At 64.8% G+C, this 24,945-nt stretch carries 16 protein-coding genes; 6 read left to right on the plus strand and 10 right to left on the minus strand.

Annotated features, from left to right (window positions below):
- Nucleotides 1-393 precede the first annotated feature (393 nt).
- Nucleotides 394-783 carry a hypothetical protein gene (locus tag N4264_RS24985; protein WP_261694916.1) on the plus strand — a complete coding sequence of 130 codons (390 nt, stop codon included), beginning with the start codon at nt 394-396 and terminating at the stop codon, nt 781-783.
- Here the strand turns inward: N4264_RS24985 and N4264_RS25950 are convergent.
- Nucleotides 749-1,048, minus strand: a complete 300-nt coding sequence (locus N4264_RS25950) for an AAA family ATPase (protein WP_425508363.1) — start codon at nt 1,046-1,048, stop codon at nt 749-751. The two genes, N4264_RS24985 and N4264_RS25950, sit on opposite strands and share 35 nt — an antisense overlap.
- The gene (locus N4264_RS24990; protein WP_261694917.1) at nt 946-1,881 is read right to left on the minus strand and encodes an AAA family ATPase; all 936 of its coding nucleotides are present in this window, start codon (nt 1,879-1,881) and stop codon (nt 946-948) included. Before N4264_RS24990 ends, N4264_RS25950 begins: the two co-directional genes overlap by 103 nt.
- A gap of 628 nt (nt 1,882-2,509) precedes the next feature.
- Here N4264_RS24990 and N4264_RS24995 point away from each other — a divergent pair.
- The gene (locus N4264_RS24995; RefSeq protein ID WP_261694918.1) at nt 2,510-2,770 is read left to right on the plus strand and encodes a hypothetical protein; all 261 of its coding nucleotides are present in this window, start codon (nt 2,510-2,512) and stop codon (nt 2,768-2,770) included.
- 1,588 nt (nt 2,771-4,358) lie between these two features.
- The gene (locus N4264_RS25000) at nt 4,359-6,707 is read left to right on the plus strand and encodes a SpvB/TcaC N-terminal domain-containing protein (RefSeq protein WP_261694919.1); all 2,349 of its coding nucleotides are present in this window, start codon (nt 4,359-4,361) and stop codon (nt 6,705-6,707) included.
- Here N4264_RS25000 and N4264_RS25005 read toward each other — a convergent pair.
- Nucleotides 6,601-7,402, minus strand: a protein-coding gene (locus N4264_RS25005; protein ID WP_261694505.1) for an IS5 family transposase whose coding sequence is annotated in 2 segments (ribosomal slippage) — nt 6,601-7,075 and nt 7,074-7,402 — 804 coding nt in all. Because the reading frame shifts where the segments join, the coding sequence is not laid out codon by codon here. The two genes, N4264_RS25000 and N4264_RS25005, sit on opposite strands and share 107 nt — an antisense overlap.
- An 18-nt stretch (nt 7,403-7,420) precedes the next feature.
- Here N4264_RS25005 and N4264_RS25010 point away from each other — a divergent pair.
- Complete coding sequence (locus N4264_RS25010; protein WP_261694920.1) at nt 7,421-12,949, plus strand: polymorphic toxin-type HINT domain-containing protein; 5,529 nt, start codon at nt 7,421-7,423, stop codon at nt 12,947-12,949.
- Nucleotide 12,950: 1 nt separating this feature from the next.
- Entirely contained in the window at nt 12,951-13,442 is a 492-nt protein-coding gene (locus tag N4264_RS25015; RefSeq protein WP_261694921.1) for a hypothetical protein, read from the plus strand.
- A 150-nt stretch (nt 13,443-13,592) separates the two neighbouring features.
- Here N4264_RS25015 and N4264_RS25020 read toward each other — a convergent pair whose 3' ends face one another.
- The 7 genes from N4264_RS25020 to N4264_RS25050 form a co-directional block, all read right to left on the minus strand.
- Entirely contained in the window at nt 13,593-15,812 is a 2,220-nt protein-coding gene (locus N4264_RS25020) for a glycosyltransferase (RefSeq protein WP_261694922.1), read from the minus strand.
- 9 nt (nt 15,813-15,821) lie between these two features.
- Entirely contained in the window at nt 15,822-16,871 is a 1,050-nt protein-coding gene (locus tag N4264_RS25025; protein ID WP_261694923.1) for a GDP-mannose 4,6-dehydratase, read from the minus strand.
- Nucleotides 16,868-18,427: a glycosyltransferase family 2 protein gene (locus tag N4264_RS25030; RefSeq protein ID WP_261694924.1), complete on the minus strand. Its 1,560-nt coding sequence runs from the start codon at nt 18,425-18,427 to the stop codon at nt 16,868-16,870. The genes N4264_RS25025 and N4264_RS25030 overlap by 4 nt, the downstream gene beginning before the upstream one ends.
- Nucleotides 18,428-18,448: 21 nt before the next feature.
- Nucleotides 18,449-21,142 carry a glycosyltransferase gene (locus tag N4264_RS25035; protein ID WP_261694925.1) on the minus strand — a complete coding sequence of 898 codons (2,694 nt, stop codon included), beginning with the start codon at nt 21,140-21,142 and terminating at the stop codon, nt 18,449-18,451.
- Entirely contained in the window at nt 21,139-21,543 is a 405-nt protein-coding gene (locus tag N4264_RS25040; protein WP_261694926.1) for a hypothetical protein, read from the minus strand. Before N4264_RS25040 ends, N4264_RS25035 begins: the two co-directional genes overlap by 4 nt.
- Nucleotides 21,540-22,895 carry a glycosyltransferase family 39 protein gene (locus N4264_RS25045; protein WP_261694927.1) on the minus strand — a complete coding sequence of 452 codons (1,356 nt, stop codon included), beginning with the start codon at nt 22,893-22,895 and terminating at the stop codon, nt 21,540-21,542. The genes N4264_RS25040 and N4264_RS25045 overlap by 4 nt, the downstream gene beginning before the upstream one ends.
- 85 nt (nt 22,896-22,980) lie before the next feature.
- Nucleotides 22,981-23,490, minus strand: a complete 510-nt coding sequence (locus N4264_RS25050) for a hypothetical protein (protein ID WP_261694928.1) — start codon at nt 23,488-23,490, stop codon at nt 22,981-22,983.
- 261 nt (nt 23,491-23,751) lie between these two features.
- Here N4264_RS25050 and N4264_RS25055 point away from each other — a divergent pair, with 261 nt between their 5' ends.
- A complete protein-coding gene (locus tag N4264_RS25055) occupies nt 23,752-24,936 on the plus strand; it encodes a hypothetical protein (protein ID WP_261694929.1) in 1,185 nt (394 codons plus the stop codon).
- The last annotated feature ends 9 nt before the right edge of the window (nt 24,937-24,945 follow it).

Raw genomic sequence — 24,945 nt, forward strand, 5'->3', positions numbered from 1 at the left:
AAGCCGACGGTTGCAATCTGGCAGGCAGGCGCTGTTCCGAGGGCACGCTGCCTGCGGTGGGCGTTTGCCAGATCCGGCGGTCGGTGGGGGCATATCACCATGATGCCCCGCGAAGGGGCCGTCCCGACAGATGGCTGATCACGATCCGCTCCCGATCTCGGTATACGCGGTAGCGGTCCGTCGTTGGTTGCTCCGGGATGCTGGACAGGGCCGCGCATGCGATCATGAGTGCACGGGCAGCGGTCTGTCACCGGCGGTTCCGGCCAGAACGGGAACGCCACGACGTGCCTGATCCGATGGTGTCTGCCGACGTGGGCACGCCCTCGCGCCGCCTTGTCATTTCAGCACCGGAGACGGCCTCGACGTACCGCGCAGCCTGTAAGGAGACCACTGATGGCAGACAACGACGTTTCTGGTTCCGCCGACCGCCTCGCGGCCTCGCAGCTCGCGGAACAGGCGGCCCGATCCTCGCGGCAGGCTATAGCAGAACACGGCATTCTGAATCCGTGGTACGCCAAACCCGGGTACGTGCGCGTTGCAGTGTTGTTGGTCGTGCTGTCCCTCCTCCTGCTGATGGTGATGGAGCTTGCCTTGGGTGGTAGCGCCCGCTGGGGCTATGCGGAGGGCGGCCTCTACTTTGTAGGGCAAAAGATGGGCGGTCACGCACGGGAGGTTTCCTACTGGGCCTGGCTGGCCAGCTGGGCGGCGGAGTACCTGGTCGGCGCTTCGATGTTGTTTGCGGTGCTCGCTAGAATTTTGTATCGCTTACACCGACATATCTGATCGGATTCACGAAGAAGAAGGCATCACACGTGAAGATCAGCTGCGCGCCATTCCGATTCACGGATGGATCGTGGAAGAGTTCAACAATCTTCTGGATCAGTAACGGATGAAGACTGTTGTTCATCTCGTCCACAACCAGCCTTGCTCCGCTGTCCAGCGCGCTCAGGATCGGCGCGGCAATGGAGAACAGTCGCTTCGTTCCGTCCGACTCATCCGAAAGCGGAAACCAGGCATCGGTTCCATCGCACGCTGATGCTTGACCAATACGACCTTGCCCAGGACCTTCCTGAGCTCCCGAAATGACGCGGGCCTGTCGTCGCGAACACCGGAACCTTCTCCCGCGGATTCTGCGTTCGCGGTGCTTTCGACGGATTCGACATCCCGTATGCCGGTATCTGCATTCCGCAACAGCGCCGCAATCTGCGCGCGCATTCCGCCGCTCTCAAGCAAATTGCGCGTGGATAGGTCGGGAAATGCATCAAGCCGTGGAAGAACGAGGAGAGTGCTGTCGAACCACTCGTATACGCCACGCAGCTGCTCCGCGTTGAGCTGTGCGGTAGAAAGAAACAATGCGTTGTCGCGCGTAGCCGCACGCCAAACCTGCTTCTGGCCTTTCAGCTGCGGGCCGAAGGTCCACGTGTAATTCTGTGTTTTCGCCGAGTACTCCCGGTGAAACCACCGTTGGCTGCACTTCTCAGGAAAGGCAGATAGCCATTCCTCGACTACGCGCGAGGACGTGGCGGCGAATCCGTACTGATAGCGGACCCTGTCCGCGACAAACACGATCTCAAACGTCGTTTGCCCATCGGCGGACGCATCCAGGCGGAACGGGACAACCGGTAGAGGCTCCCCTGTTTGGCTTTTGCGAGCCGACGACCTGACGATGCGCGCCATACAGCCCATTGCCAGGATCAGGTTTGACTTCCCGGCTGCATTCGCGCCGTAGATGACCGCGCTACGCAGCAGCCTGACGCCCCCCGGAGCGCCACTGCCAACGACGTGCTTTTCCGCGTGGTCGTCCAGAGCCGTCGCCACCAACGACAGCTTCTGCTCGTCGCGGATCGACCGGTAGTTGGTGACGGAGAATTCAATCAGCATGCTTTCGCCCATCGTCTGAGGGCGATTCTTGCTGGTTTTTCACAAATTTCCTACCGAAACGGTAATCCGATGGTCGCCTGAGCCGAGGCGATCCAGTGTGCCAAATGACTCAGCGCTTACGCCGCAAGGACGCCGCCAGCGTCTGGCCGACCATAGCGCGTCACAACGAGCGGGTGACACCAGTCCATTCGTCCGCGCATCGTTTTCCACATTGACGCGCGAAAGCCGCGTGCGCAGAATCGTGGCGCTGCCGCCAATTCGGCAGCCCAGGATTGGCATCCTGGCTCACTAGGCGCAGCCAAGCGCCCATCCGTCGATGTCGGCGCTTCTTTTGCGTCCGCCATCGTCGGCTGGGCGCCCTATTGATACCATCCCGGTTTCAATGGCGGGCGGCGCGTGGCAGCCGCAAGGCTGGCCGGGCTAGTGACCGGTATGCCAACCATGCGCCGTCCGTCACCGTTTCGGGTCCGGTGACGGGTTATTCACTCGTCCAGGACTCAACGATGTCGATCTGCATGGAAAGTCCGTTCGCGCACCGCGAACGTTGTACGCGCAGTGATACCCGACGCATCCGCCGTGCCGCTGGCCGGCGGCTGCGTGGCCTTCCCTCCCCGTCGCGGAGGTGCGCGTGAATTCGTCCCCTCATGGTTTGCCCGCCGACGAGTTCTGTCTGGCGGATGTGCTCGTCAATGCGTTTGATGCGGATGCGGACAGTGCGGAAACGATTGTCGACGCCGCGCGGGGCCGGCGTGACCGGGCATTGGCGGGCCTGCGCACGTTGGCGGCGGTGCTGCGCTGGGGAAGAGCGGCGCTGCGGCGCCCGGGAATGCATTTGTTCACGGCGTGGGCGCGCTGTTGGCGCATCTGGCGGATGAGGTGCACGCCTTGACCATGCTCGAAGCGCATGCGCGGTACCGGTTGGAGGAGGTTGACCGGGAGGCGCGGGCGGTGGAGGTAGGCGCGTGAGATGGACGCTGCGTCGGGTGTCGCGTCACCGTTGATCGCAGTCGCGGTGTTTCCCCGGGCGAAACTTGCTGCTCAACCCGGCTACGCGAAATGTAGCTGTCGCCGTTGCGTTACGCGCCCGGCGATGTTGGGCATCGCTGCGCTCAGCCCAATCTACAACAGCGGGCAATTGTTGATGCAGTCGCGGGCTACGAGCGCGTAGCGTTGCTCTTGTCGGTCGGGGTGAGCGCCAGCGAACTCCAACAGGGCGCATTCGTTCGTCGCTACGTCAACCGTAGCCACCGGGTGATGACGCAGGCTGGGGTGGGCGAAAACCAAGCCCGACAAGGCGGCACCGATGGCGTCTCGACGTACCGAGAGGCACGTGTCGGGGTTCGCTGGCGCTCACCCCAACCTACCGAAGCCTTGCGCGAATGTCGCAGGAAGTATCGTCGATCGTGCCGGAAGGCGACGATCAATCCGTCCGGAGGATGGATTGCCGCACAAAGGGCGTCGACGGTGTTTCCGGTGACATTTGCCATTGTACGGGTTGGTCGATATCCACAGCCTGTTCGCGACGGGCTGGCGGGCAAAGCGTGCTGACGAGCATCGCCTTGCCGGCGTGGTATCGCACAACCGCTTCCACGCCGTCGCTGCGGCCGCGGTCGACGGATCATCCACTTCGATCTGCGCAGTTTTCGTTCGCGTGCGCGGCGCCGCGCATGCGGACACTTTGCTTCATTCGCTGTCTATCGCCGGCTTACCGATGGTGTATCGCTGCAACGTTTCACCAGGCGCCTGGTCCGGTGCGCATATTGCCCACAAGAAGGGGCTCATGGTGCCACTATTTCACACCGCTGCCGCCACCGGAATCGGTCGGATTCCGGTGGCGGGCTCGGAATAGTCCTAAGCATTGTTGGCCTGGATTCGCACGCATATTACTGTGAGCACGCGCACGACGCAGTGACCACAAGATGGCTACGCATCCTGCACGAGCGAGAGATCAACTTGGAAGTCCGATCGGCGGTCAGAGTACTCCGGGGAGAGAATCAGAGTATTCTCAACCCTGGCACGTTTCCGATGTTTTCGACGCAGAACATTCGCTACCGTTTGCCGCTCCTCGACGGCTATCTCACCCTCTCCAGACACGCCTTACGCCCTATTCCACGCATTGCGGGCGGGCGCGTTATGCAATCTCACACGGCGATACACATGTGTGATCCAATCATTAATTGGCAGTATGGAGTGTATGCTTGACGCTCGACACCGGAATCAGGAACCAGTGTTGAACCAGACCATCGCCGCCCAGCTCAATGTGAACTGCCGGCCGCCGCAGTCTTGATCTACGAGGGTTCCATGAACTGGCTGAAATTTGCCGGCGAGCGCTGCTGCGCCATCGGCACTAGGTTTGACGCAACAACGAATTGCTTTGCGGACGGCGGGCCCCACCGCCCGACATATCCCTCGATCCTCTCTGCGACCTCGCAGAACTAACTCCTTCGTCGTACCGTACCAACACGGAAGAACACCCCATGCAACCCAGCCATTGGCGATCCCTGGGGCTCGCCTTGTTCGGATTCGCTGTGCCAGTTCTGGCCAGCGTGCAAGTCACCTCCTTTACTGTCGACACCAGCGGACCTGACGTCTTCGTTCCCAATGGCGGAATGAGTCCGTTCTACGAGGCCACGGAAGATCTGGGGACGCATTACGCGACGGTTGGCTCGCTGACGGGTGAGGCCCGTACAGAAGGCGGTGCGGCGGCATATACGTTCCCGATTGTCGTGCCACCGGGCCGTCTGGGCATGCAGCCAGCGCTGTCGATGAACTACAGCAGCCGAACCGGTGAGGGCGTGGCGGGTCTGGGTTGGTCGCTATCCGGATTGAGCGCGATCTCGCGCTGCGGCCACACGCCGGAACAAGATGGCCAGACGCGCGGCGTGCAGTTCGATGCGAACGACAAACTGTGCCTGGATGGTCAGCGTCTTGTAGCCGTCGCCGGAACGTATGGCCAAACCGGCGCCGAATATCGGACGGAAGTCGACAGTTTCGCCCGGATCACGCAGTTTGGTTCGATTGCCAGCGGCGCCAGTTGTTTTACCGTCGAGGATAAATCCGGCCGCATCCTGCATTTGGGCGGTAAGGTCAGCGCCAATACCTGTACGAACACCGGCGCCAGCGTCACCCCGTCCGGCGCACCTGCGCCCCTCACGTGGATGGTCGCCCGCACGCAGGACCGCGTCGGCAATTTCCAGAGTTACGCCTACTCCGATGTCGGCAACGGCGAAGTGCTGCTGGCAAGCGTCACCTACACGGGATTCGACGCCACCGAAGGCGATCGGTCCGTTGTCTTTCAATGGCAGACGCGCTCACAGGCCAGCGGAGGAATCAATCCGGAAATCGGTTCGAGCTACCAGGCCAAAGGGCTGTCGCTGCAGACCCGAGTGATTCAAGCCATCACCACGAAGGTGGGGGCGACGGCGATCCGGACCTACACGCCGAGCTACAAGGCGTCCGCCTATTCCGGTCGCCTGCTGCTGACACAGTGGCAGGAATGCGCCGGCACCGTCTGCCATCCGGCGACCACGTTCACAATGACCGAAGGCAACATGGATTTTCGGATCCGCTCGCTGGCGGCGTGGAATATCGACACCAGCCAGCTCCTTGCTGCGGGCATCGAACGGTCTCCCTACAACATGCGCCCGATCGGCGACCTGGATGGCGACGGCACGCGCGAAGTGGTGGCGGACGTGCAGAGCGGCACGAGCACGCGCAACTATCTCGTGCAGCTCAAGGACGACCGCGTTACACGCACCGCGGTGGAGCTCACCGGCAAGCTGGGCGAAGGTTTCACCGACATAGATAACGACGGCCGTTCCGAGATCATCGACAACGAGGGGGGCAAGGTCGTATTTCGCGTGTGGAATCTCCCCCGCGGGGCTATTGCGACCACGAACGCGCTCAGGACGGTACCGAGCAACATCGCGGAAATCTACAACCAGAGCAGCTCTTTCGCCGCCGACTACAACGGTGACGGTCGCGTTGATATCGGCATCACCAAGGCGGCGCCGACCTGCTCCGGTGGTGGCAAGGGCTTTTTCGTCTTCACCAATAACACGCCGTCCGGCGCACTGACGACGCAAGCGACGTTCGCGGTGCCTGCCGCGCCGCTGGTCTGCCTGGCCGACAGTCTTGCCAACGGTGTGATCACCCGCGATTCCGTCACCCACGTTGCCGACTTCGATGGCAACGGCCTTCCCGACCTGTTCCTCCAGCGCGAGACAGGGTCAGCAGGTTCGCTCCAGCACGCCTTTCATGGCATCGCAATGACGCAGGGATCGGGTAGCGTGATCAGCGCAACGACCAAATCGTGCACGCAACTCGGGCTCGTCAGCAGCAACGACGAGATGACCGACGAATGCCAGTGGAGCCGTGGTTACCTCACGCGCTGGCTGGATGTGAACGCGGATGGATTGGACGACCTGGTGTTTGCGCGTCGCACGAAGAACTGGGTCGTTCGCTTCAACAAAGGGGGAGTCCTGGCGAGCGCCATCGATACCGGCTCCAACATTGGCCTGGAATTGCAAGGTAACGGACTGACTTTCCGCTACGCCAACCGCACGCCCGTCATGGATGTGGACAGCGACGGCAAGTCGGACGTGCTCGTCGTCTCCCACCAGCGAAAGTTTGCGGTGAAGATGTGCATCGTGGCCGATGTCCCCGCGTCGCCCGATGGCTGCCGCGGATTGCAGATTGACGAGGCGGCATTAAGAGTGCCTAACAAAACCGTTCAATCGCACGCCAGCAGATCAATGAGCAAGCGAGCAATCCGAAGGCCAGATAGATTTCAGGGCGGCGCTCATACCGGATGCGAAGGCGTTTGAATCGGTTGAGCCAAGCAAACGTTCTTTCGACGACCCAACGATGCTTGCCCAGTCGCTGGCTAGATTCGACGCCTCGCCGAGCGATACGCTGGACGATTCCACGGTGCCGTAACGCGTGTCGGCAATGTTCGTAGTCGTATCCCTTGTCAGCATGAACCTTGTCTGGCCATCGCCGAGGACGCCCTCGAAGACCACCAACCGCAGGTAACGCATTGACTACGGCTTCGAAGCACTTGCTGTCGTGCGTGTTCGCGCCGCTGATGAGGAACGAGAGCGGCGTGCCCCTGGCATCGACCGCAACGTGCCTTTTGCACCCCAACTTTCCTCGATCGGTAGGATTTGGACCGGTTTCCTCCCCGCCCGGGGGAAGGAACACTCGCTGCATCCACACTCACTCGCGACATGTCGATCTGATCGTAGCTACGCAACCGCCGCAACAGTTCCTTGTGCAATCGATCCCAAACACCGCTCTGCTGCCAGTCTCGCAGCCGTCGCCAGCAGGTCATGCCGGATCCATAGCCTAGCCGGAGCGGCAAATGCTCCCATGGAATCCCCGTCCTCAGGACAAACACGATGCCGTTGATGGCAGCACGATCCGGCACTCTTGGCCGACCACCTTTCGGGCGATCTGGCTCCGGCGGAAGTAGCCGCCGAATCACGTCCCATAGATCGTCCTTGATCTCAAGCTTACTCATCCGTCAGCACTCAACTCTTTGTGGCTGACGCATTGTAGACTACGCGGCGTTTTGTTAGGCACTCTAAACCAGCGCTGCGCCGTCTATGCGTGCCCACCGGATCCCGGCTCCGGATTGACGATGCCGCCAGCGGCAACGAACTCGATCTATCCCGCAGAATGGGAAGGGTTTCCCGTTTATGACATGTATGGGCTAGGCGCCAGCGCTGCCAAGCCCAATCTGTCGGATTTCGATCCCAGCACCTACCACATGGATCAGCTCAAGTTCGTGCAGACAGGTGCGAGCTCGGTTGCGGTCAGGCTGGTTACGACCAACCTCGTGTCACAGCTGACCTCGATCAATCGGGTATCGCGCTCGGAAGACTTGCACGGCGACGGGATGGCTGACCTCGTCACCGGCATGGGCTGCTCGGGCGTCAAGCGCACGATCAACGCCGGCAACTACGACGGATGCAAGGTCGTCGGCGACGGCAACTGGGGCCCTGCGACGGTACAAACCGAAAGCGGCACGGTGGCGACAAGCTACTTCAAGGACCACTTCGTACCGTACGTCAACCACAATCTCGGCGTGAAATCCGGTACCGGCAATGCCACGACACCCACAGGTCCCGGCGCGCGCGCGCCCTCAGCGGAGCCGGGTGTGATTCTTCCAGAGCTGCTCGCCAAGGTCGTCAACGGCGTTGGCGATCACGCCCAGTGGCTCTACCTGCCGCTCTCGACAACGAGAGAATCGGACGATTTTCCGCCGCTGTATTCGTTGCCGTCGACCCATGGTTACGTCGATAAACGGCACTTCTACTTTCGCAGTTCCATGCCAGTCGTCAGCGCTTTCCTGCAGGGCCGGGAAGGGATGCCGTTTGCGGCGGGCAGCATCGACGCCCACCGCAGCGCGGTCTACGCCTATTCCGAAGCGATGTACAACAACGGCGGCCGCGGATTCCAAGGATTCCGCAAGGTCATCTCCGGCAATGCCGCTGATCGGACCAACCTCCAGTCGCGAACGGAAACCATCTTCCATCAGAAGTTTCCGCTGACGGGCCGTATCGAATCGGTGCGGACAACGACGCCAACCGGCACGCTCCTGGGCAAATCCAGTACGACCTGGGCCTGTACCCGCAGCAACCGTGGCGCCTGCACGCTGGGCGACGCTCTGGCGGTACCGACCGGCACGACGGTCTACCGGCCGTTCGTCGACAGGCAGATCGACGAAGCCTACGAGGCGGGAACGAAAATCAGCACCAACACCACCGATTACGCAGCCGCCGGCGCAACCCGATCCGGGTGGGACGATGGTTCCGACACCAGTGTCTACGGCAATCTGATTGACCACGTGGTAACGCTCAAGGACGAAGGTCCCAGCGCTTTTGTTCAAGAGCAGACGACTGCCACGCACGTTGAGCTCGAATCCGCCGACATCGCTAACTGGTGGGTCGATCGTATCAAGTCAGAAACCGTCACCGGGTCCATCACCTACACCGGAACGCATCCGATGCCCGCCGGCGCATCGGCGCCATCGCACTCAGTCAAGACCGAATACACGTGGCGTCCGACAACGCGCCTGCCGAAAACGCAAACGATACAAAGTGGCGTAGCGGATCAAGCGGCGAAAACCGAGTTCACCTATCCGGACGAACTGCCGACGGCGTTGACCAACTACGGATCGCCGGCGCAGTTGACCATGACGGCCGTCGGCCTGGAAGCGGCACAAAGCCCGACCCGAACCACGACATTCACTTACACCAAGGGTGGAACGGTGGCCGAGCCGGACGGCTATTTTCCGTACTCAATCACGAACGCAAACAATCGCACGGTTACCACAACCGTTAACCCGGCGGACGGCCAACCGATCGCCGCGACGGATGCCAACGGCAACGTCCTGCATTCCACGTATGACGCCTTCGGCCGCGCCACGCATGTTGAGCACCGCAGCAGCACGGGCCAGCTGATCGGCTCGGCGATCGATACGTCGATCCAGCCGTGTAACGGCGCGACCTGCACCGGCGCCATCATCGGTAACAACACCAACGCCACTACGGCGGCATGGCGTGTAACGACCGTACATCCCGGCTACCCGACGATGATCACGTGGCACGACCGTCTGGGCCGGGTCATCAAGCAAGCGCAGCGCGGATTCAGTGGCACGCTGATCCAGACGCATACGGCCTATGACGACATGGGTAAGGTATCGGCGCAGAGTACGCCCTACATGGACGGTGGCGTCCCCTACGAAACGCTGACCATGTACGACCGCCTTGGTCGCCCCACGACCAAGGTGGGTCCAGGGGCCGAACTGGATCCGACACACGGCAATGTCGTCACGGAGTATTTCTATTCCAGCCGCACGACTCGCATCGTGGTGCACGCAGCAAGCGTCAGCCTAGACGTCGGATCCAACTGTCCTGCCACAGCATCCAATCTGTGCATGGACATGACACGCACGGTCGACAGCCGCGGCCAGATACTCCACACCAAGGACGCTAACGGCGGCATCACGAAGTTCTGGAGCGATGCCAACGGCAAGGTCGTGGCGATCCAGGATCCGGAGCTGATCGTCAGCACATCGACCTACGATGCCCTCGGCCGGCGGGTCGGCATGTCCGACGCCGATCAAGGCACCTGGCAAGTTCGCATGAACGCCTTCGGCGAGCTCCTGAGCCAGACGGACGCCCGCGGCGCCGTCAACACTGTAACGCAGCGCGACGCATTGGGCCGTGTCAAACAGAGCCGCATCGTCCCTCCGGCGTCGCTACCGCAGGGGCTCAGCAATGACGTTTTCCAGGACGACTACACGTACGACCCGGCCAATGCCATCGGCATGGTCCACGAAGTCACCCGTCGCCGCGGCAGCAACCGGAACAATCCAGGCGCCAATCCGGTGGTCTGGAAGACTATCCATGCCTATGACGCGTTCGGGCGTCCCAATGGCGCCACGACCACCATTACCGAAGGCGCGGCGGTCACGCTGACGCACAGCACGACGTACGACGACTTTAGCCGCCCCAGTGTCTACACCTATCCCAGCGGATTGGCTGTTGAAACGACGTATAACCCGATCGGCCATCGCGAAACGCTGAAGAAGGTCGGTGCCACTACGCCTTATTGGAAGGCGACCGCGGCCAATTCCTGGGGTCACATTACCGGGGAGATGGTCACGGCGAGCCCTTCGCTCGTGCTCACCGGCACTCACGAGGACTACGGTAGTACCGGCCAATCCAAGACCATAACCTGGAAGCAGGGGGCGACGGCCGTCGACAAGGTCAGCTACACCTATGACAGCTTCGGCAATCTCGCCAGCCAGGGCCGTACCCCGCAAGGCGCAAGTGTTGCCACCGAGCTGTATGAATACGACAAGCTGCAGCGACTGACCAAAGCCACCGCCAACGGCCTGCCGGTGAAGTATGCCTATTCTGCCAGCGGCAATATCCGCAAGAAGACCGACTTCAGCGCCGACAGCGACACCGCTTACACCTACAACCAGAACGGTTGCGGACCACACGGTGCTTCCAGCGTCGCCCTGTCCGGTGGTGGCACGCAGCAGTACTTCTGCGACGCCAACGGCAACGTCATCCGTGGCACGAATCTCACCGTGCTGGTGGATGCGGAGAACCGTCCGAAGACCATCAGCCGAACCAGTGCCAATCCGGACGTGATCTTCAAGTACGGCTTCGAAGGCCCCGCCGAGGTCAGTTCACCCAGCGGCACCGATAGCTGGGCCTACAGCCCCCTCGGCGAGCGCACCTACAGCGTCACCAGCCGCGGGGCACGCTACTTCGGCGACGCGGGCTACGAGCGCATGGGCACCACGCACATCCACGAACTCGGCCCCGTCATTGTTACCAAGACTGGCGCCACCGAAACCGTTGCCGTTGCCCTGCGCGACCGCCTCGGTTCCACTATCGCCAGCATCGACGCCAGCAACAACCATCGCCGCGCCTACGACGCCTTCGGCAAGGCCCGCAACGCCGACTTCACCGACCGCGGCGGAACACTCAATCTGCCCAACACCATCCACGGCTTCACCAAGCATGAACACGCCGACGACGTTGCACTGATCCATATGGGCGGGCGTGTGTATGACTACAACCTGGGACGATTCTTGGCGGTGGACCCAGTGATTCAGGCGGCCATGCACTCGCAGTCGCTCAATCCCTACAGCTACATCATGAACAATCCGCTGGCCGGGCACGATCCGAGTGGCTACCAGTCCTGCGGCGAAGTGAGTATCGATCAGGGCGGCGCGGGCAGCTGCACGGTTGAGAAGAATGGGAAGACCATTACCGTCACCTATGCCATTGGTAGCGAAAAAGTAGTGCTGGGCAACGCCAATCAGATGAGCGCTGTCAGCGCTGCCGCTGGCAGCGGCAGCATGCAGTCAAATGGCGCCGAACGCCAATCTACGACCAAACCGTCGACCCCAATCGCCGACAAGGGCGGCGTGAACTCCAAGACACCAGAGCGAACGTTAGCTGGAAAGGCGTCGCACATGATGTTCCCGTACACGACGGAGATGGGCGAACGCGGTGTGGAAGGTACATGGGGTGACACAGTCACTGGCGCAACACGTGCCGCCTACAATCTCACCGGCACAACGACCTCTCTGATGAACCCCATTTCTGCCATGCAGTTCCTGGCGGGCTACGGATTCCAGGAGACCGAGATCAGCGACAAGGAGGTTAGTGGCGCGGCCGCTTTCGAGATCTTGTCCACCCTTCTCCCATCGGCACGTGCCTATGGTGCGGTACGTGGAATGGCCCGGGGAGCTGCCCGCGGTGCGGAAGGGGGCGTAGCCCGCGCGCTGGCTGGTGCGGCGTGTTGTTGCTTTCCGGCGGGTACGCCGGTTTGGACGGAGACGGGCCCGGTACCCATTGAGAAAATAGTGGTTGGACAGTTGGTGTATGCACGGGACCCAGTGACAGGCGAGACCGCGCTCAAGCCGGTCACTCAACTGATAAATACAAAACAAAAGCCCTTGTTCGAGCTCTCAGTTCGCGACGCTGACGGCATGATTACTCCGATACGCGCAACGGACGACCACCCGTTTTGGGTCAAACATCGTGGTTGGGTAACCGTCGAGCACCTGCTCTCCGGAATGGTCCTTGTTGATCTGGACAACCGGGATCTAGTACTTGAGCATGTAGGTAGGAATGGACAGCTTGAAGTCACGTACAACTTTTCAGTTGCCGATTTCCACACCTACTTTGCCGGTCAGCAGAAGCTATTCGTACATAATGACTGCGCTTGCGCAGCGAGCTCCAGAGCGGCGCGCCGAGAAGTCATGCGGAAGGCAGGAATTCCGACAAGCCAGACTCCACGGTCGCAATCGAGAAACGCATCTGGATACGAATACTCCTACGACATTCCCACGGGAAACGGACCACTCCGAATGAGCGTCCAACAGCAGACCATGGATCGTAGCCATATCGGTCAACCACACTGGGAGGCAGGCAAAGTCAAAGTGGACCTTGGAATAGTGCAAATGAATAAATACAGACGCCCTGCCTTGATGAACAATGGCAAGCAGAAGGTCGACTACTCTGCGGAGGATTAACATGCTAAGTCGGACAGAAATGATTGCGCAGAAGACGCAAATGCGCGCGCACTTGGAAACCCTCAGCAAGATTGTTGGCCGGCCTGTTGCGCAAAGCGACCTCCTGGATTTGGAGTCTACGAAAGCGCTTATCGCCAAGGCGGACCGACGAAAATCCGCAAGTCAGATTGATGTTGCCGCATCTGAACTGAACACGACGCGTTTTCGCGACTACCTCCGGACCCTCAGCATGGCGGTGAGTGGCGATGTTTTGCTCTGGACGCAAACTTCCCACGTATGTGGCCCGCTTATTGTTGAATCCGCGGACACGTTCAGCTCCGACCTGGAGAGCTGGATTTATGTCGCCGAATTGCTGGTTGTTACCACAATGGATGCCCAGAACGCGGTCCTGCTCGACTTTGCCGTCGGCCCAGATCGCACAGTTTCAGTCACCATCGAAACCAGAGGTAGCCAGTGGGGCAGCATTCACTATCGACGTGAAAGCGTTGCATAGAGCAATTTGGCGTGCAGATAACATTGATCTTGCCCCGATTTCCCGGACACCTGCTTAAGGCGCAAGCGGGTTACCGGGCCCTGTGTCACACCGGGCCCGGTTACCTGTGGGAGTTGAAGACGCGCGGCGGTCACCCTGCCTTGGCGACTGCTACGGTGACCGCCACCGCCACAATTCACGCAACGCATTGCGCAGGTAGCCGCGGTCGTAGAAGCGGGGGCTGACGCGCTGTGCGAAGTCGCGGGCACGGATGACGCGGGTGTGGCGGATGACGCGGCGCTTTTTCCACATACGGATCACGCCCAGGAACGCATCGCGGTACAGGCGCAGGACGACGCGCCATTTGCCGCGCAGGCCGTGGCGGACGACGATGCCGCCGTGGATGGCCAGGAGCCAGGGCAGACGGCGCCAGATCACGGTAGCGGGCACGCACTTGAGCAACATCCAGAGTGAGTTGCGGATGCCGTGGTACAGGATGAAGTCATTGAAGCCGCCGCCGCTGGAAGCCTGACCTTCGTGGCGGGCGAGCACCGCATCGGTGTACTGGGGCGTGAAGCCCAGCAGCAGCGCGCGGGCGGCCACGTCGGTATCTTCGGCGTAGCAGAAGAAGTCTTCGTCAAACACCATGCCGTGCGCCTGCAGCAGGCGGTCCAGCACGGCGCGTGAATACAGGGCGCAACCGCCGGTGGGGCCGAAGTAGGGTTCGGCGACATCCAGCCGGTTGGAGGCCAGGAGGCTGCGGTAGAAAGCGATGCCGAGGGAATCGATCTCGTCGCTGCCGGCTTCGAGTTTCAGCACGCGTCCGCCCGCCAGATCAGCCGACTGGCGTCCGTCCAGGTGATCAGTCACCCAGGTCACGAGCGCATTGGTAGCCACGGCGTCATTGTTGAGCAGCAGGACATGCGTGATGTCACTATCGCCGAGAAAGCGGCTGATGGCGCGGTTGCAGCCGGCGGCAAACCCGATGTTGACCGGGCTGGCGATGAGCTCGCTTTCGGACCAGAGCACGCCGAGGCCATCGCGCAGCTGGCGCACATCGGAATCGCGCGAGCCGCTGTCGACGACGACCAGCCGCACGCGGTCGCGCAACGGCAATAGCGACTCCACGCAGCGCAGGCTGCGATCAGCTGTGTTGAAGTTCACCAGCGCGACGCCTGCGCGGGGCCGCACCACGCCCGGCGGATGGTGATCCAGCGCGTTAATGGCAGCGCCCGCGCGTACTGCAGCGGCCCGGTACACAGCGATGGTGGCATCGACGGTGCGTGTCCAGCTGTATCCGGCGGCGCGCTCGATGCCCTGGGTGCGCGCCTGCGCGCGCCAGGACGCGTCCTCGACCAGACGCTGAAGTCCTGCGCTGATCGCATCGACATCGAATGGATCGACCCGCAGCGCCACATCGCCGGCCACTTCGGGCATGCAGGCGGCATTGGAGGTCAATACGGGTACGCCGCTGGCCATGGCTTCGAGCAGTGGCAGGCCGAAGCCTTCGTAGACCGAGGGAAAGGCAAAGCCGAGCGCGCCGGCGTACAGGAGCGGGAGGTCCTCGTCTGTGACGAAACCCAGGCGCCGCACCTGGCCTTGCTGCTCCAATGGTTCGATGACGCGCGCGAGCGGTGCATCCAGCCACCCGCGGGCACCGACGACGATCAATGGCACTTTGGCGCGCAGCGTCGCCGGAAGTTGCGCGTAGGCCGTTACCAGCCGCTCCAGGTTCTTGCGTGGCTCCTGGGTTGCCACCACCAGCAGGTACCCTTCGAAAACCACACCGTGACGCGCCAGCGTCGGCCGCAGTGCATCCGCCTCGCGCGGCCGGAACGACGGGTCGACACCCAGCGGCACCACATGCAGCTTGGCTGGATCCACGCCCAGCACCGTGACCAGTTCGTCGCGGACAAAGGCCGAGTCGGTGATGACGGCGTCGGCGCGCGCCAGGGTCGGCGGCAGGTGCCGCTCCAGGAAGCGAACGCGCTCGCGCGGGTGGAATTGGGGATAACGCAAATAGGAGATATCGTGAACGGTGGCTACGGCCGGGCCGTCGAACGGCATCAGCACAAAGTTCGGCGCGTGCAGCACGTGGTCGCGCAGGCGGCTGGCATTGGCCTTGAACAGCCCGGCGCGCAGGCGCGTGTAGCCTTCCAGTGCGAACTGCTTGAACGGCAGCACGCGCCGCATGGTCTGCACGCCGTGGTTGACGGCCAGCGCCTGCTGCACGCTATCGACCCAGCGGTATGCCGAGAACAGCTTCAGCGACTCGATCGCCGCATGGCGTTCCAGCCCCAACGCCAGTTCGCGGGTGTACACGCCGATGCCCGTCAGCGGCGCGCTGATGGCATCGACATTGAGAATGAGCTTGATCGGATCCTGCGTCATCGGGCGATTTCAGCAGGTTCCCGTGTCCACGGCGAGCGAAGCCAGGCCCAGGCGGCGCTGCTCCGCCGCCACCATGACCTGCGCGATGCCGAAGACATCCCGGCTGTGGCGCAGGCCCAGCCGTTGGCGTGCGCGCGTCGCATCGCCACGCTGCAGGGGCGCATCCGAAGCGCGCAGGAACGATGGATCGACGCGGATGCGCACCGCGCCTGCCGTGTCGATGGCCCGTTCGCCGGCGCCCTGCCCTTCCCAGCGCAGTTCAATACCTGCTGCCGCGTAGGCCATCGTGGTGAACTGGCGGATCGCCGTCACCTCGCCCGTGGCAATGACGAGGTCCTCGGGCGCCGGCAGATCCGCCAGGGCGCGCAGCGCGGCCATGTAGTCCGGCGCGTAGCCGAAATCACGCGTCGCATCGAGGTTGCCCAGCGACAGCGTTTCGCCGGACCCGGCACCGGCGCGTGCGGCAGCAGCGGCAATCTTGCGCGTCACGAATGAATCGCCGCGCAGTTCCGACTCGTGGTTGAAGAGGATCGCGATCGACGCGCGCAGTCCGAACCGGTTCCGGTAGCAGCGCACGGCCTCTTCGGCGATCAGCTTCGACAAGGCGTACGGATGCGCGGCCACAGCCGGCGTGCGCTCATCGGTCAGCGCGCCAGGATGCACCTCCGCGCTGGAGGCCACCACCACGGCGGCGTCGCCACCCACCCGGCGCACGGCATCGAGCAGGTGCACGGTACCCATGCCATTTACCTGCACGGCGCGCACGGGATCCGCCGTGGCCTGCGCCACGCTGCTGATCGCGGCAAGGTGGAAAATGCGCGAGGCACCCGACCGGGCGACCACGTCGTGGCAGGCTTCGGCGTCTTCGATGCACAACGGCGCAACCTGCAGTTGCGGATGACCGGCGATCGACAACTCGCGCCACCGCCACGGTACCGGCGGCACGGACGTATGCACGGCAGCCCAGACCTGCCAGCCCGCATCCAGCAATTGCCGGCAGAGCCAGGCGCCATCCTGGCCCGCAGCGCCCGTGACGAGCGCAACGCCCGCCGCCGTCATGCGGGCGGATCCGCGAAGGCGCGCAACACCGAACGGACGCGCTCGAGGCGCTGGAACCAGTCGTCACCGCTGCCGATGAGCGCCGGAATCGCGAGGTTCCGGGCAATCAGGAGGAAATCCGGGTAGGGCGCACGGGATTGATCGGGCAGGACGATGGTATCGATGGCGTAGCACTGCAAGACGCGACCGAGATAGTCGGCTCGTTCGCGCAGTCCCGCTGCAAAGGCCACGGCATCGCCGGCGCCGCCGCCGGTCTCCAGGCGTCGCCAGGTACCGTCATGGCGCAGGTCCAGTTGCGCCCCGTCGTCGGCACTGGTCCAGCGCCACGATTCCCAGCCATCGATATCAACCGGATCGACATCCAGCCACAGCACCCGCGGCCGGGCACGCGCCGGTTCCGCGTAGCGGCGTCGCACGCGCCAGTCCAGCGCGCGCCGCGCCGGCGAGAACAGGGTCATGCCGACCGCGGCCTCGTAGTGCGGCCAGCGCTCCCGCAGCACACGCATCCCGGCCTCGCCGAGCAAGCGCCGGCGCTCATGGCCGAAGCTCTGGCTGCGCGCGTGGCGCACCAGCACGTTGCCGGCGATCACATGACGCCATCCTGCGGCTTCGGCGCGCTGGCACCAGTCGTTCTCTTCCCCGTAGCCCTGCGGGAAGGCCTCGGCATCGAGCAGGCCGACGGCATCGAGGGCGCTGCGGCGCAGGTAGAGACAGAAGCCATTGCCGGTAGGCAATTCCGGATAGGCCGTGCCCGCCGACTGCCACAACGCGCGAGCCGCATCGACGAACTGCCAGCCTTCCGGAAACGGGTTTTCGCATTCGAGCTCCGGCACCGAGAAGGCACCGGCGTTGTCCGACACGGCTGTCGCGCTGGCGGTATCGGAACGGGTGTAACAGGCACGGCGCAGGCCGCACAGCCAATGCGCAGCGACCTCCGCATCGGCATTGAGCAGCACCACGTCGGCACGCCCGGCTTCGGTGATGCCACGATTGGCGGTGGCCGTGAAGCCGAGGTTGGTGGCATTGCGCAGGATCGTGACGCCGGCGCGGTGCCGATACGCTTCCAGTAGCGGCGCGATCGCCGGATCGGGGCTTGCATCGTCGATCACGATCAGCCGGGCCGGGCCGACAGTGTGCTCGAGCACACTGTCGAGGCAGGCCCGCACCGCTTCCGGTGCGTTGTAGACAGGCACCACGATTGCCACGTCGTGCGCCAGCTCGCGGCGCGCCGTACGCGCGTCGATCAGCTCGGCGTCGGGTGGCGACCGGGGTTCGCGAATGGCGGGCGCCGCCGACAGGCCCGGCTGGCCGATATGCAATCCCACTGCACGGCTGGTCACCGGACCGGCGCGAAGATGCAGGGCCATGGCAGAGCGGCCGCTGGGCGAGTGCGGAAGATCCAGCGCGATCCGGCCGGCGCCGTCGGCCTGCAGGCAGGCATAGAGGATGTCGTCGATGTAGACGTCGACGGCAGCGGCCGGCGCAGCGTGCATCTGCAGCTGACGGCCATCCCATTCCACGCGGTGCGGCAGGTCAGCGGTCGCGGTATCACTCATGGCGGTCATCCCTTCCAGCACCTATCCATCCCGTCTGTCTTCCCGTTCACGGCGCAATGCCTGGCGGTGTTCGCCGGCCAGTTGCAGCAGCAGCGCCTCGCTGCTGGCCGAGAGCGCCGGCAAGGGCGCATCCAGCAAAACCCGCCCGCTCTCCAGCAGCGCCCAGAATTCCGATTGCGCCGCACTGACGTGCGGCAGGCGCGCGTGCCGCTGCGAAGCCAGCGGCGCGCCAACCCAGGCGTGGATCTCCTCGGCGCAGGGGCGGCGCAGGCCGCGCACGCCCAGCTCCAGCAGGCGCGTATGCAGCGCCGCAGTCACGCGCAACGGGTCGTCCAGCAGCGCATGGTAGTCGACCAGGACACGGCGGCGCGCCTTTGTAGCCGCGAACGCCTGCAGGTTGTAGTGCTCCCACAGCGCCAGCGCGTGCGGAATGGTCAGCCCGTCGCGGCGCGCAATCGACGCGGCGACCGCCGCGGGCGCGCGCACGACGTGCACGAACACCGCGTCGGCGGCAAGATCATCCAGTTCCGGCATCAGCAGGCACAGCCGCGGTTCCTTGAGGAACCACAGCCCGGCGGCCGACAGGTCATCCAGCGGTGTCCGCAACGCGGCGCGAAGGCGCGCGCGCGAGGCCGGCAGCGCCTCCGCATCCCAACCCAGCGGGATCGACCAGTCGCCGCCACGCAGGCGCAGCGCCTCCACGCAGGCGGCGTGCACATCACCGCGTTCGAGAAAACCACGCGCATTTTCCGCGGGATTGCTCAGGAACCCCGCCGCCGACCCACCATAGGCGCCCATCAGCTGCAGCAGGCCGCTGACGCAGGAGGTGCCGGAGCGATGCATGCCCAGCACGACCAGCCCCTGCGCACGCGCCGGGGGGCGCTCGCGCGGCGCCGGTCGCGCCTGTCCGTCCAGCTGCTCCAGCAATTGGCGCATGAGCTGGGCCGTGTCGAGCCAGCGGCGTTCCTGGCGCAGGGTGGCGCCACAGCGATCGGGCCACGCCTGGCGCTCTTTCACATCGCGAACGAGCCGGCGCAACGCGTCGACGGCTGCCAGGTCCACTGCAGCAGCAGGCTCCGACGGCAACCGGAAGGCCCGCGGAATGTCCACGCCGTCGCAGGGCAAGGCCGTGGCGGGAACGATCACGGGCTTGCCCATGGCCAGGGCGCGCAGGGCGGCGTAGCCCTGGCCGGGCGTCGCGGTCAGGGCCAGGTAGGCATCGGCAGCGGCCAGCAGGCCGTTGCGCTGCTCTTCGGGTAGCAGCGGCCGGGGCAGCACGGTCACGCGGCCACCGTGGGGATTGAGCGCCACGGCGCGCGTCGCCGCAGCCAGGTCGATGCCCGGTGCATCCACCCACAGCACCAGGCGCACCGGATCTTCCCGGCGGAATGCCCGGGCGAAGACCTGCATCAGACGCCACGGTGCATCCGCCTCGTTCCAGCGCAGCGTCGCCGCCACGACGAACTCGCCGTGCGGATTGTGGGTGGCGCCGATGCCCGGATGGGCGTAGTCGGGGTCGACACCCCAAGGAACAATGTGGATATTTCCCTTGAAGCCGGTTTTGCGCACGCGCTCGACCAGCCACTCGCGCGTCACCCACAGCATGTCCATCGCCTGCATGCCGGCCCGCTGGCAGGCATCCAGTGCAAACGGATCGTCCGGCAGGATGCCGATGCGGAATCCGGCAGTCGGCAAGGTGAGCCACAGGGCTGGGTCACCGGCCGCCAGCAGCGGAACATTCGACAGCGGTACGCGCCGCCGGATGGTGTTGAGCACGTGGTCCTGGCTGTCGGGCGTTTCCGCGATCGCGGCCGGCAGCACCGGCGCATGCAAGGGGCGATAGCGCACATCGATACCGGCCTGGTCCATCGCACGCACCAGGGGACGCAGCCACTCGGCCGTCGCACGCGGGAAATCCAGTGCGCCGAACAGCATGACCCGGCGGCCGTAGCGTGACGCCAGCTCGCCGCCCCAGTGGCGCAGGAACGTCGCGCGGCCGGTGGCCAATAGATCTTGCCGGTGCGCGGCGTTGTCGGCGGTCGAGCCGTGCTGGCGATGCACCAGGCTGACCGATCCGCACAATACCGTGCGAAACCCGGCGGCGCGGGCGCGCAGGCAGTAGTCGGTGTCTTCGACGTAAGTGTCGTAGTCGGTGTGCAGGGGGCCGATGGCCGCGATGACTTCGCGTCGAATCAGCACCGCCGCGAACACAACGCCCTGCACGTCCCGCGAGGGCGCAGTGTACTGCCCGACGTCGCGCTCGACGCGCCCGGACGCCAGCTGGACGCCGATGCCGTCGTCGGGCATCACGACCGTGCCCGCGTGCAGCAGGCGGCCCTCACCGTCGACCAGACGGCATCCGGCAATGCCGATGTCGGCCGCCGCGTACGCGCATTCGCGCAGACGCAGCAGCCAGTCGTGCTGGCGCAGCTCCAGGTCGTTATTGAGCAGCACGATATCGTGGGTGGGGCCGGCGAGATCGATGCCGGCATTGTTGCCGCGCACGAAGCCCAGGTTGCGCGGCAGTGTCAGCACGCGCACGCGGTCGTGGTAGTCACGCAGGCCTTCCGCGGTGCCGTCGGTGGAGCCGTTGTCCACCACGATGATCTGTGCGCCCGTGCAATCGGTGGCCAGCAAGGTATCGAGGGCGCGCCGGGTGAGATCCCAGCGGTTCCAGGCCAGCAACACCACGCTGAGCGGACGGGCGGCGTTCACGCGGGCGGCCCCGGACGCAGGGCGGACTCCTCGCCGACCGCGGTCCACAGTTGGGCCAGCACGCTGTCGAGGTCCCCTTCGCGCACCGCGGCATCAGCCACCAGGCGTTCGAGCAGGAGGCGGCGGCGGCGCAGGACGTCGTCATGGGCGGCAACGATACGGCGCCAATGGCCCGCATCCTGTGCCGTCGGAAGGCGAATGCCCACCAGGCCAAGCAAACGCCCGGCGAGCGCCGTCAGGCCCCGCCCGATGCGCCAGCTACGGCTGGCGAAGACCGCGTCGGCTTCTTCCAGCAGCTGCGCGATCACCCGGCGCAGCTGCTCCTCGGTGTACGCCGCCTCGGCCAGCCGCAGGCTCAGTTCGTGTTCGCGCGACACGGTGCCTCCCGCATTGGCGCTCATGCGCAACTACGATCCAGTAACGGCCCCAGAAAGGCCAGCCCCAGCAATATCAGCCCCAGCACCAGGCCGATGACCACGCGCAGGCGCTGGTGCGCCCACCCCGGTGGGCAGATCGCATTGTCACCGCGACCGATGCCGGCCAGGAAGCTGCCGCCAAAGGCACACATGAACGGCACCATCGGCAGCAGAAACCGGGCCTTGACGTGCAGCAGCAGGTACAAGGCCAGCTGGTAGGCGAAAAACAGGGCTGTCCACCAGACCAGCGGCTCGCGCCAGCGTCGCCATACGGCCAGGCCCAGCGCAAAGGCGGCCAGCATCAGGGCATGGCTGGTGTAGGCCAGTATCTTCACGGCCGTGACCCGGGCGGCACCCACTTCATGATAGGCGCCCATGAAACCGGCACACGCAGGTCCCGGCAGCTGCGACACCAGCAGTGTCTTGGCGTTGAACAGGCGGAAATACTGGCGGCCGAGCTGGTCACTCAGCGTGGCGACCAGCCCCTGGCGGTGAATCAGGTCTTCCGCGCGCCGGGCGAAGGCGGCGTTGCGTTCACGCACGCCATCGATCGCGAAATACTCGCCGGCCAGCAGCGGCACGCTATCGCCGACGTAGTCGCTGCGCCAGCGGTCGGTCAGGCCTCCCACCCGATTGAACGCGGAGCTGTCGGCGATCAATGGTTTGCCGGTCAGCTGCCAGCCCTGCCACAGGGGCACCGCCGTCACCGCCAGCACGCCGGCGACGCAGGCGAGGCCGGCCAGTACCGAGCGGCGCGTCCTTGCCGCCAGCAGCGCCAGCGTGGGCCAGAACGCGCTGAGGAGGCTCTTGGCGAGCATGGCCACGCCCGCTGCGGCGCCCGCCACCGCGGCACCCGCCCATCCGCCGGAATGGCGCGCGGCCAGCCACACGGCCAGCAGCAAGGCAAACAGATGCGGCACCTCGGGCCACAGCCAGTGGGCATAGCCCAGGGTCGAGGGATTGAGCAGGAACAACGCCGCCGCCGCATTGGCGGCCCGGACCCGGCCGTCGCAGCCGCGCCACAGATCCCGTAGCAGCGCGGCGCACAGGAGCAAAAGAACACTTTGCAGCAGCTGGATCGGCAGCAGGGTGTCACCGAACACGCGCAGACTGCCCGCCAGCAGCCACGCCTGCAGCGGCGGCCACCAGCCGGTGGGTGCCGGCATCGGCCCCTCTCCAGCCACGCCACGCGCCCAGGCGAGGTAGGACACCTCGTCGCCCACCAGGGTCTTGGGCGTGTCGCCCCAGTACAGGCCGAAAAGCAGTGCCTGCAACCCCAGGTACGCGGACACGAACAGCGCCAGCTGCCAGCGCCGCGCTGCCAGTGCGGCGATCATCGCGGGGCGCACCCGGCCGTCGCGCGGGCGCGGCCCGCGCGGGGAACCGATCGCCCGGGCCGTGCCGGCGCGCACACCGGATCGGTCAGTTCGGCTGCGCCGGGGCGGCCGCCGGACGCCGCTTGGCCGGCGCCTTGAAGACCGGCGTGAATTTCTCGCGCTCGCCGCCGGTAGAGATCGATTCGACGTAGTACCAGTAGTCCTTGCACGGGTCGATGGTGTCGTCGCGGAATTCGTACTTTTTGGTTTCGTCGGTGGTGCCGGCGCCCAGCATCGGCTCGGCCGTCAGCTTGGTGAACGGGCCCTGCTCCGCGTCGCCGCGAAACACGTCATAGCCGAAGTTTTCCACTTCGCTGGCGGTCGTCCAACGCGGGGTGTTGGCCAGGCGCTGTTCTTTCGGCAGGGCACTCTGGTCGCCGCAGGCGCCCTCTGGCACATCGACGGCAGGCTTGGCAGCGGCCGCTTCGGGGGCGGGCTTGGCCGGTTCGGTCGTGGCGGCTGGTTTGGACGCTTCGGGCGCCTTGGGATCCGAAGGGGGCGCGCTGCAGGCGGCCAGGACCAGGCTCAGGGCGAGGATTGCCGGGATTTGACGCATGACGACTCCATGATGGTGTGATGCTCAGACGGTGGACGGCGCGGTATGGACCGCCGTCCGTTCGATCGGTTTCCACGACCGTCCGCTGCCGACGCGCGGCGCGCGGAGGACGCATGGAACGGTCCGGTCGAGCATGCCCTTCCTGGACCATCGCAACAGTCGCCGCCCGGGGGAGTTCCAACCGGGTGTGCCGACGCGCTCGGCGCCGGTGCAGACGACACGGCCTGGACAAGCCGGGCCGCGCGCAACGATAGTCGGCGCATGCTTTCCGTGCAAACCCGTCGGCCGCCGCGCCGTCTGTCCGCCATCCTGGTGTGTGTGGTGTTGTTCGTCGGCGCCACGGCCGCCGCGCCAACCGCCGAGCGCGGCTGGCGGGTGGAGATCAGTCCCGGCGACGCGATCTATCCGGTACTGGACCTGTCGCAGGGCCAGTCGGACGAGCCATCGCGGACGCCGTCGACACAGTTTGGCGGCGGCGCTGGCCTGGTGGCCGTGGAAGTGCGCGCCCGACGCGCCGATGAACCCGTCGCCCTGACCGTCGAGGCGCCTTTCCTCGCCGGACCAGCCCAGGTGGAAGCCGTGCTGCCCCGCCGCGGCGAGACCTACCGCCTCCAGCCCCTGCTGCGCTGGGACCGGCAGGCACTGGCCTCATTGCTGGCGCCCACGCGTGCGAGCATGACCTTCCGCCTGCAGCGCGATGACGCTGTCGAAGTGATCGAGCGGCCGGTGCGGGTGCATCCGCTGGGCGAAGCGCTGTACTACGTGCGCGACGGCGCCGATCACGTCGACCTGGGCTGGATCTTCGCCGCCTACGCCAACCCGGCGTCACCGGTGGTGGACGAGATCCTCGCGCAGGCGCGGCGCAATCACCCGGAACTGCCCCTGACCAGGGACGCGCGACGCGATACCGCCACGGCCATGGCCGAGGCGTTCGCGATCTGGGAAGTGATTCATGACCACGGCGTGCGCTACGCCGACGAGGACCCGGGCCTGTCGCGCGGCCCCGCTGTATGGAGCCAGCGCGTACGCCTGCACGAGCAGGTGTGGGACGAAAAGCGCGCGAACTGCATCGACAGCAGCCTGCTGCTCGCGGCGGCATTCGTGCGACTGGGTATCGACAGTGCGCTGGTGCTGGTGCCACGCCATGCGATGCTCGCCTTCCGCGTGTCCGCGTCACAGACGCCGCAGGTGCTGGAAACCACCCTGCTCGGTTCGCGCCTGCTCTCGCCGCGTCCGGTGCCCGCCTTCGCCGGTGCAATGGATGACTACGACCGCGATGCCATGGATACCTTTGCCGCTGCCCTGGCAGCCGGCCAGGCGCGCTACGCCCGCGAGGCGAAGGGGTTCCGGGCGCGCAGCCCCGACTACCAATGGATCGACCTCGCCACCGCACGGGCTTATGGCATCATCCCGCTCGCGGCGCCGGCCCGCGCGAACGGTCGATAGCCGCCCGCC

Origin of the sequence: Tahibacter amnicola (genome assembly GCF_025398735.1) — a bacterium.
Taxonomy (GTDB): Bacteria; Pseudomonadota; Gammaproteobacteria; order Xanthomonadales; family Rhodanobacteraceae; genus Tahibacter; species Tahibacter amnicola.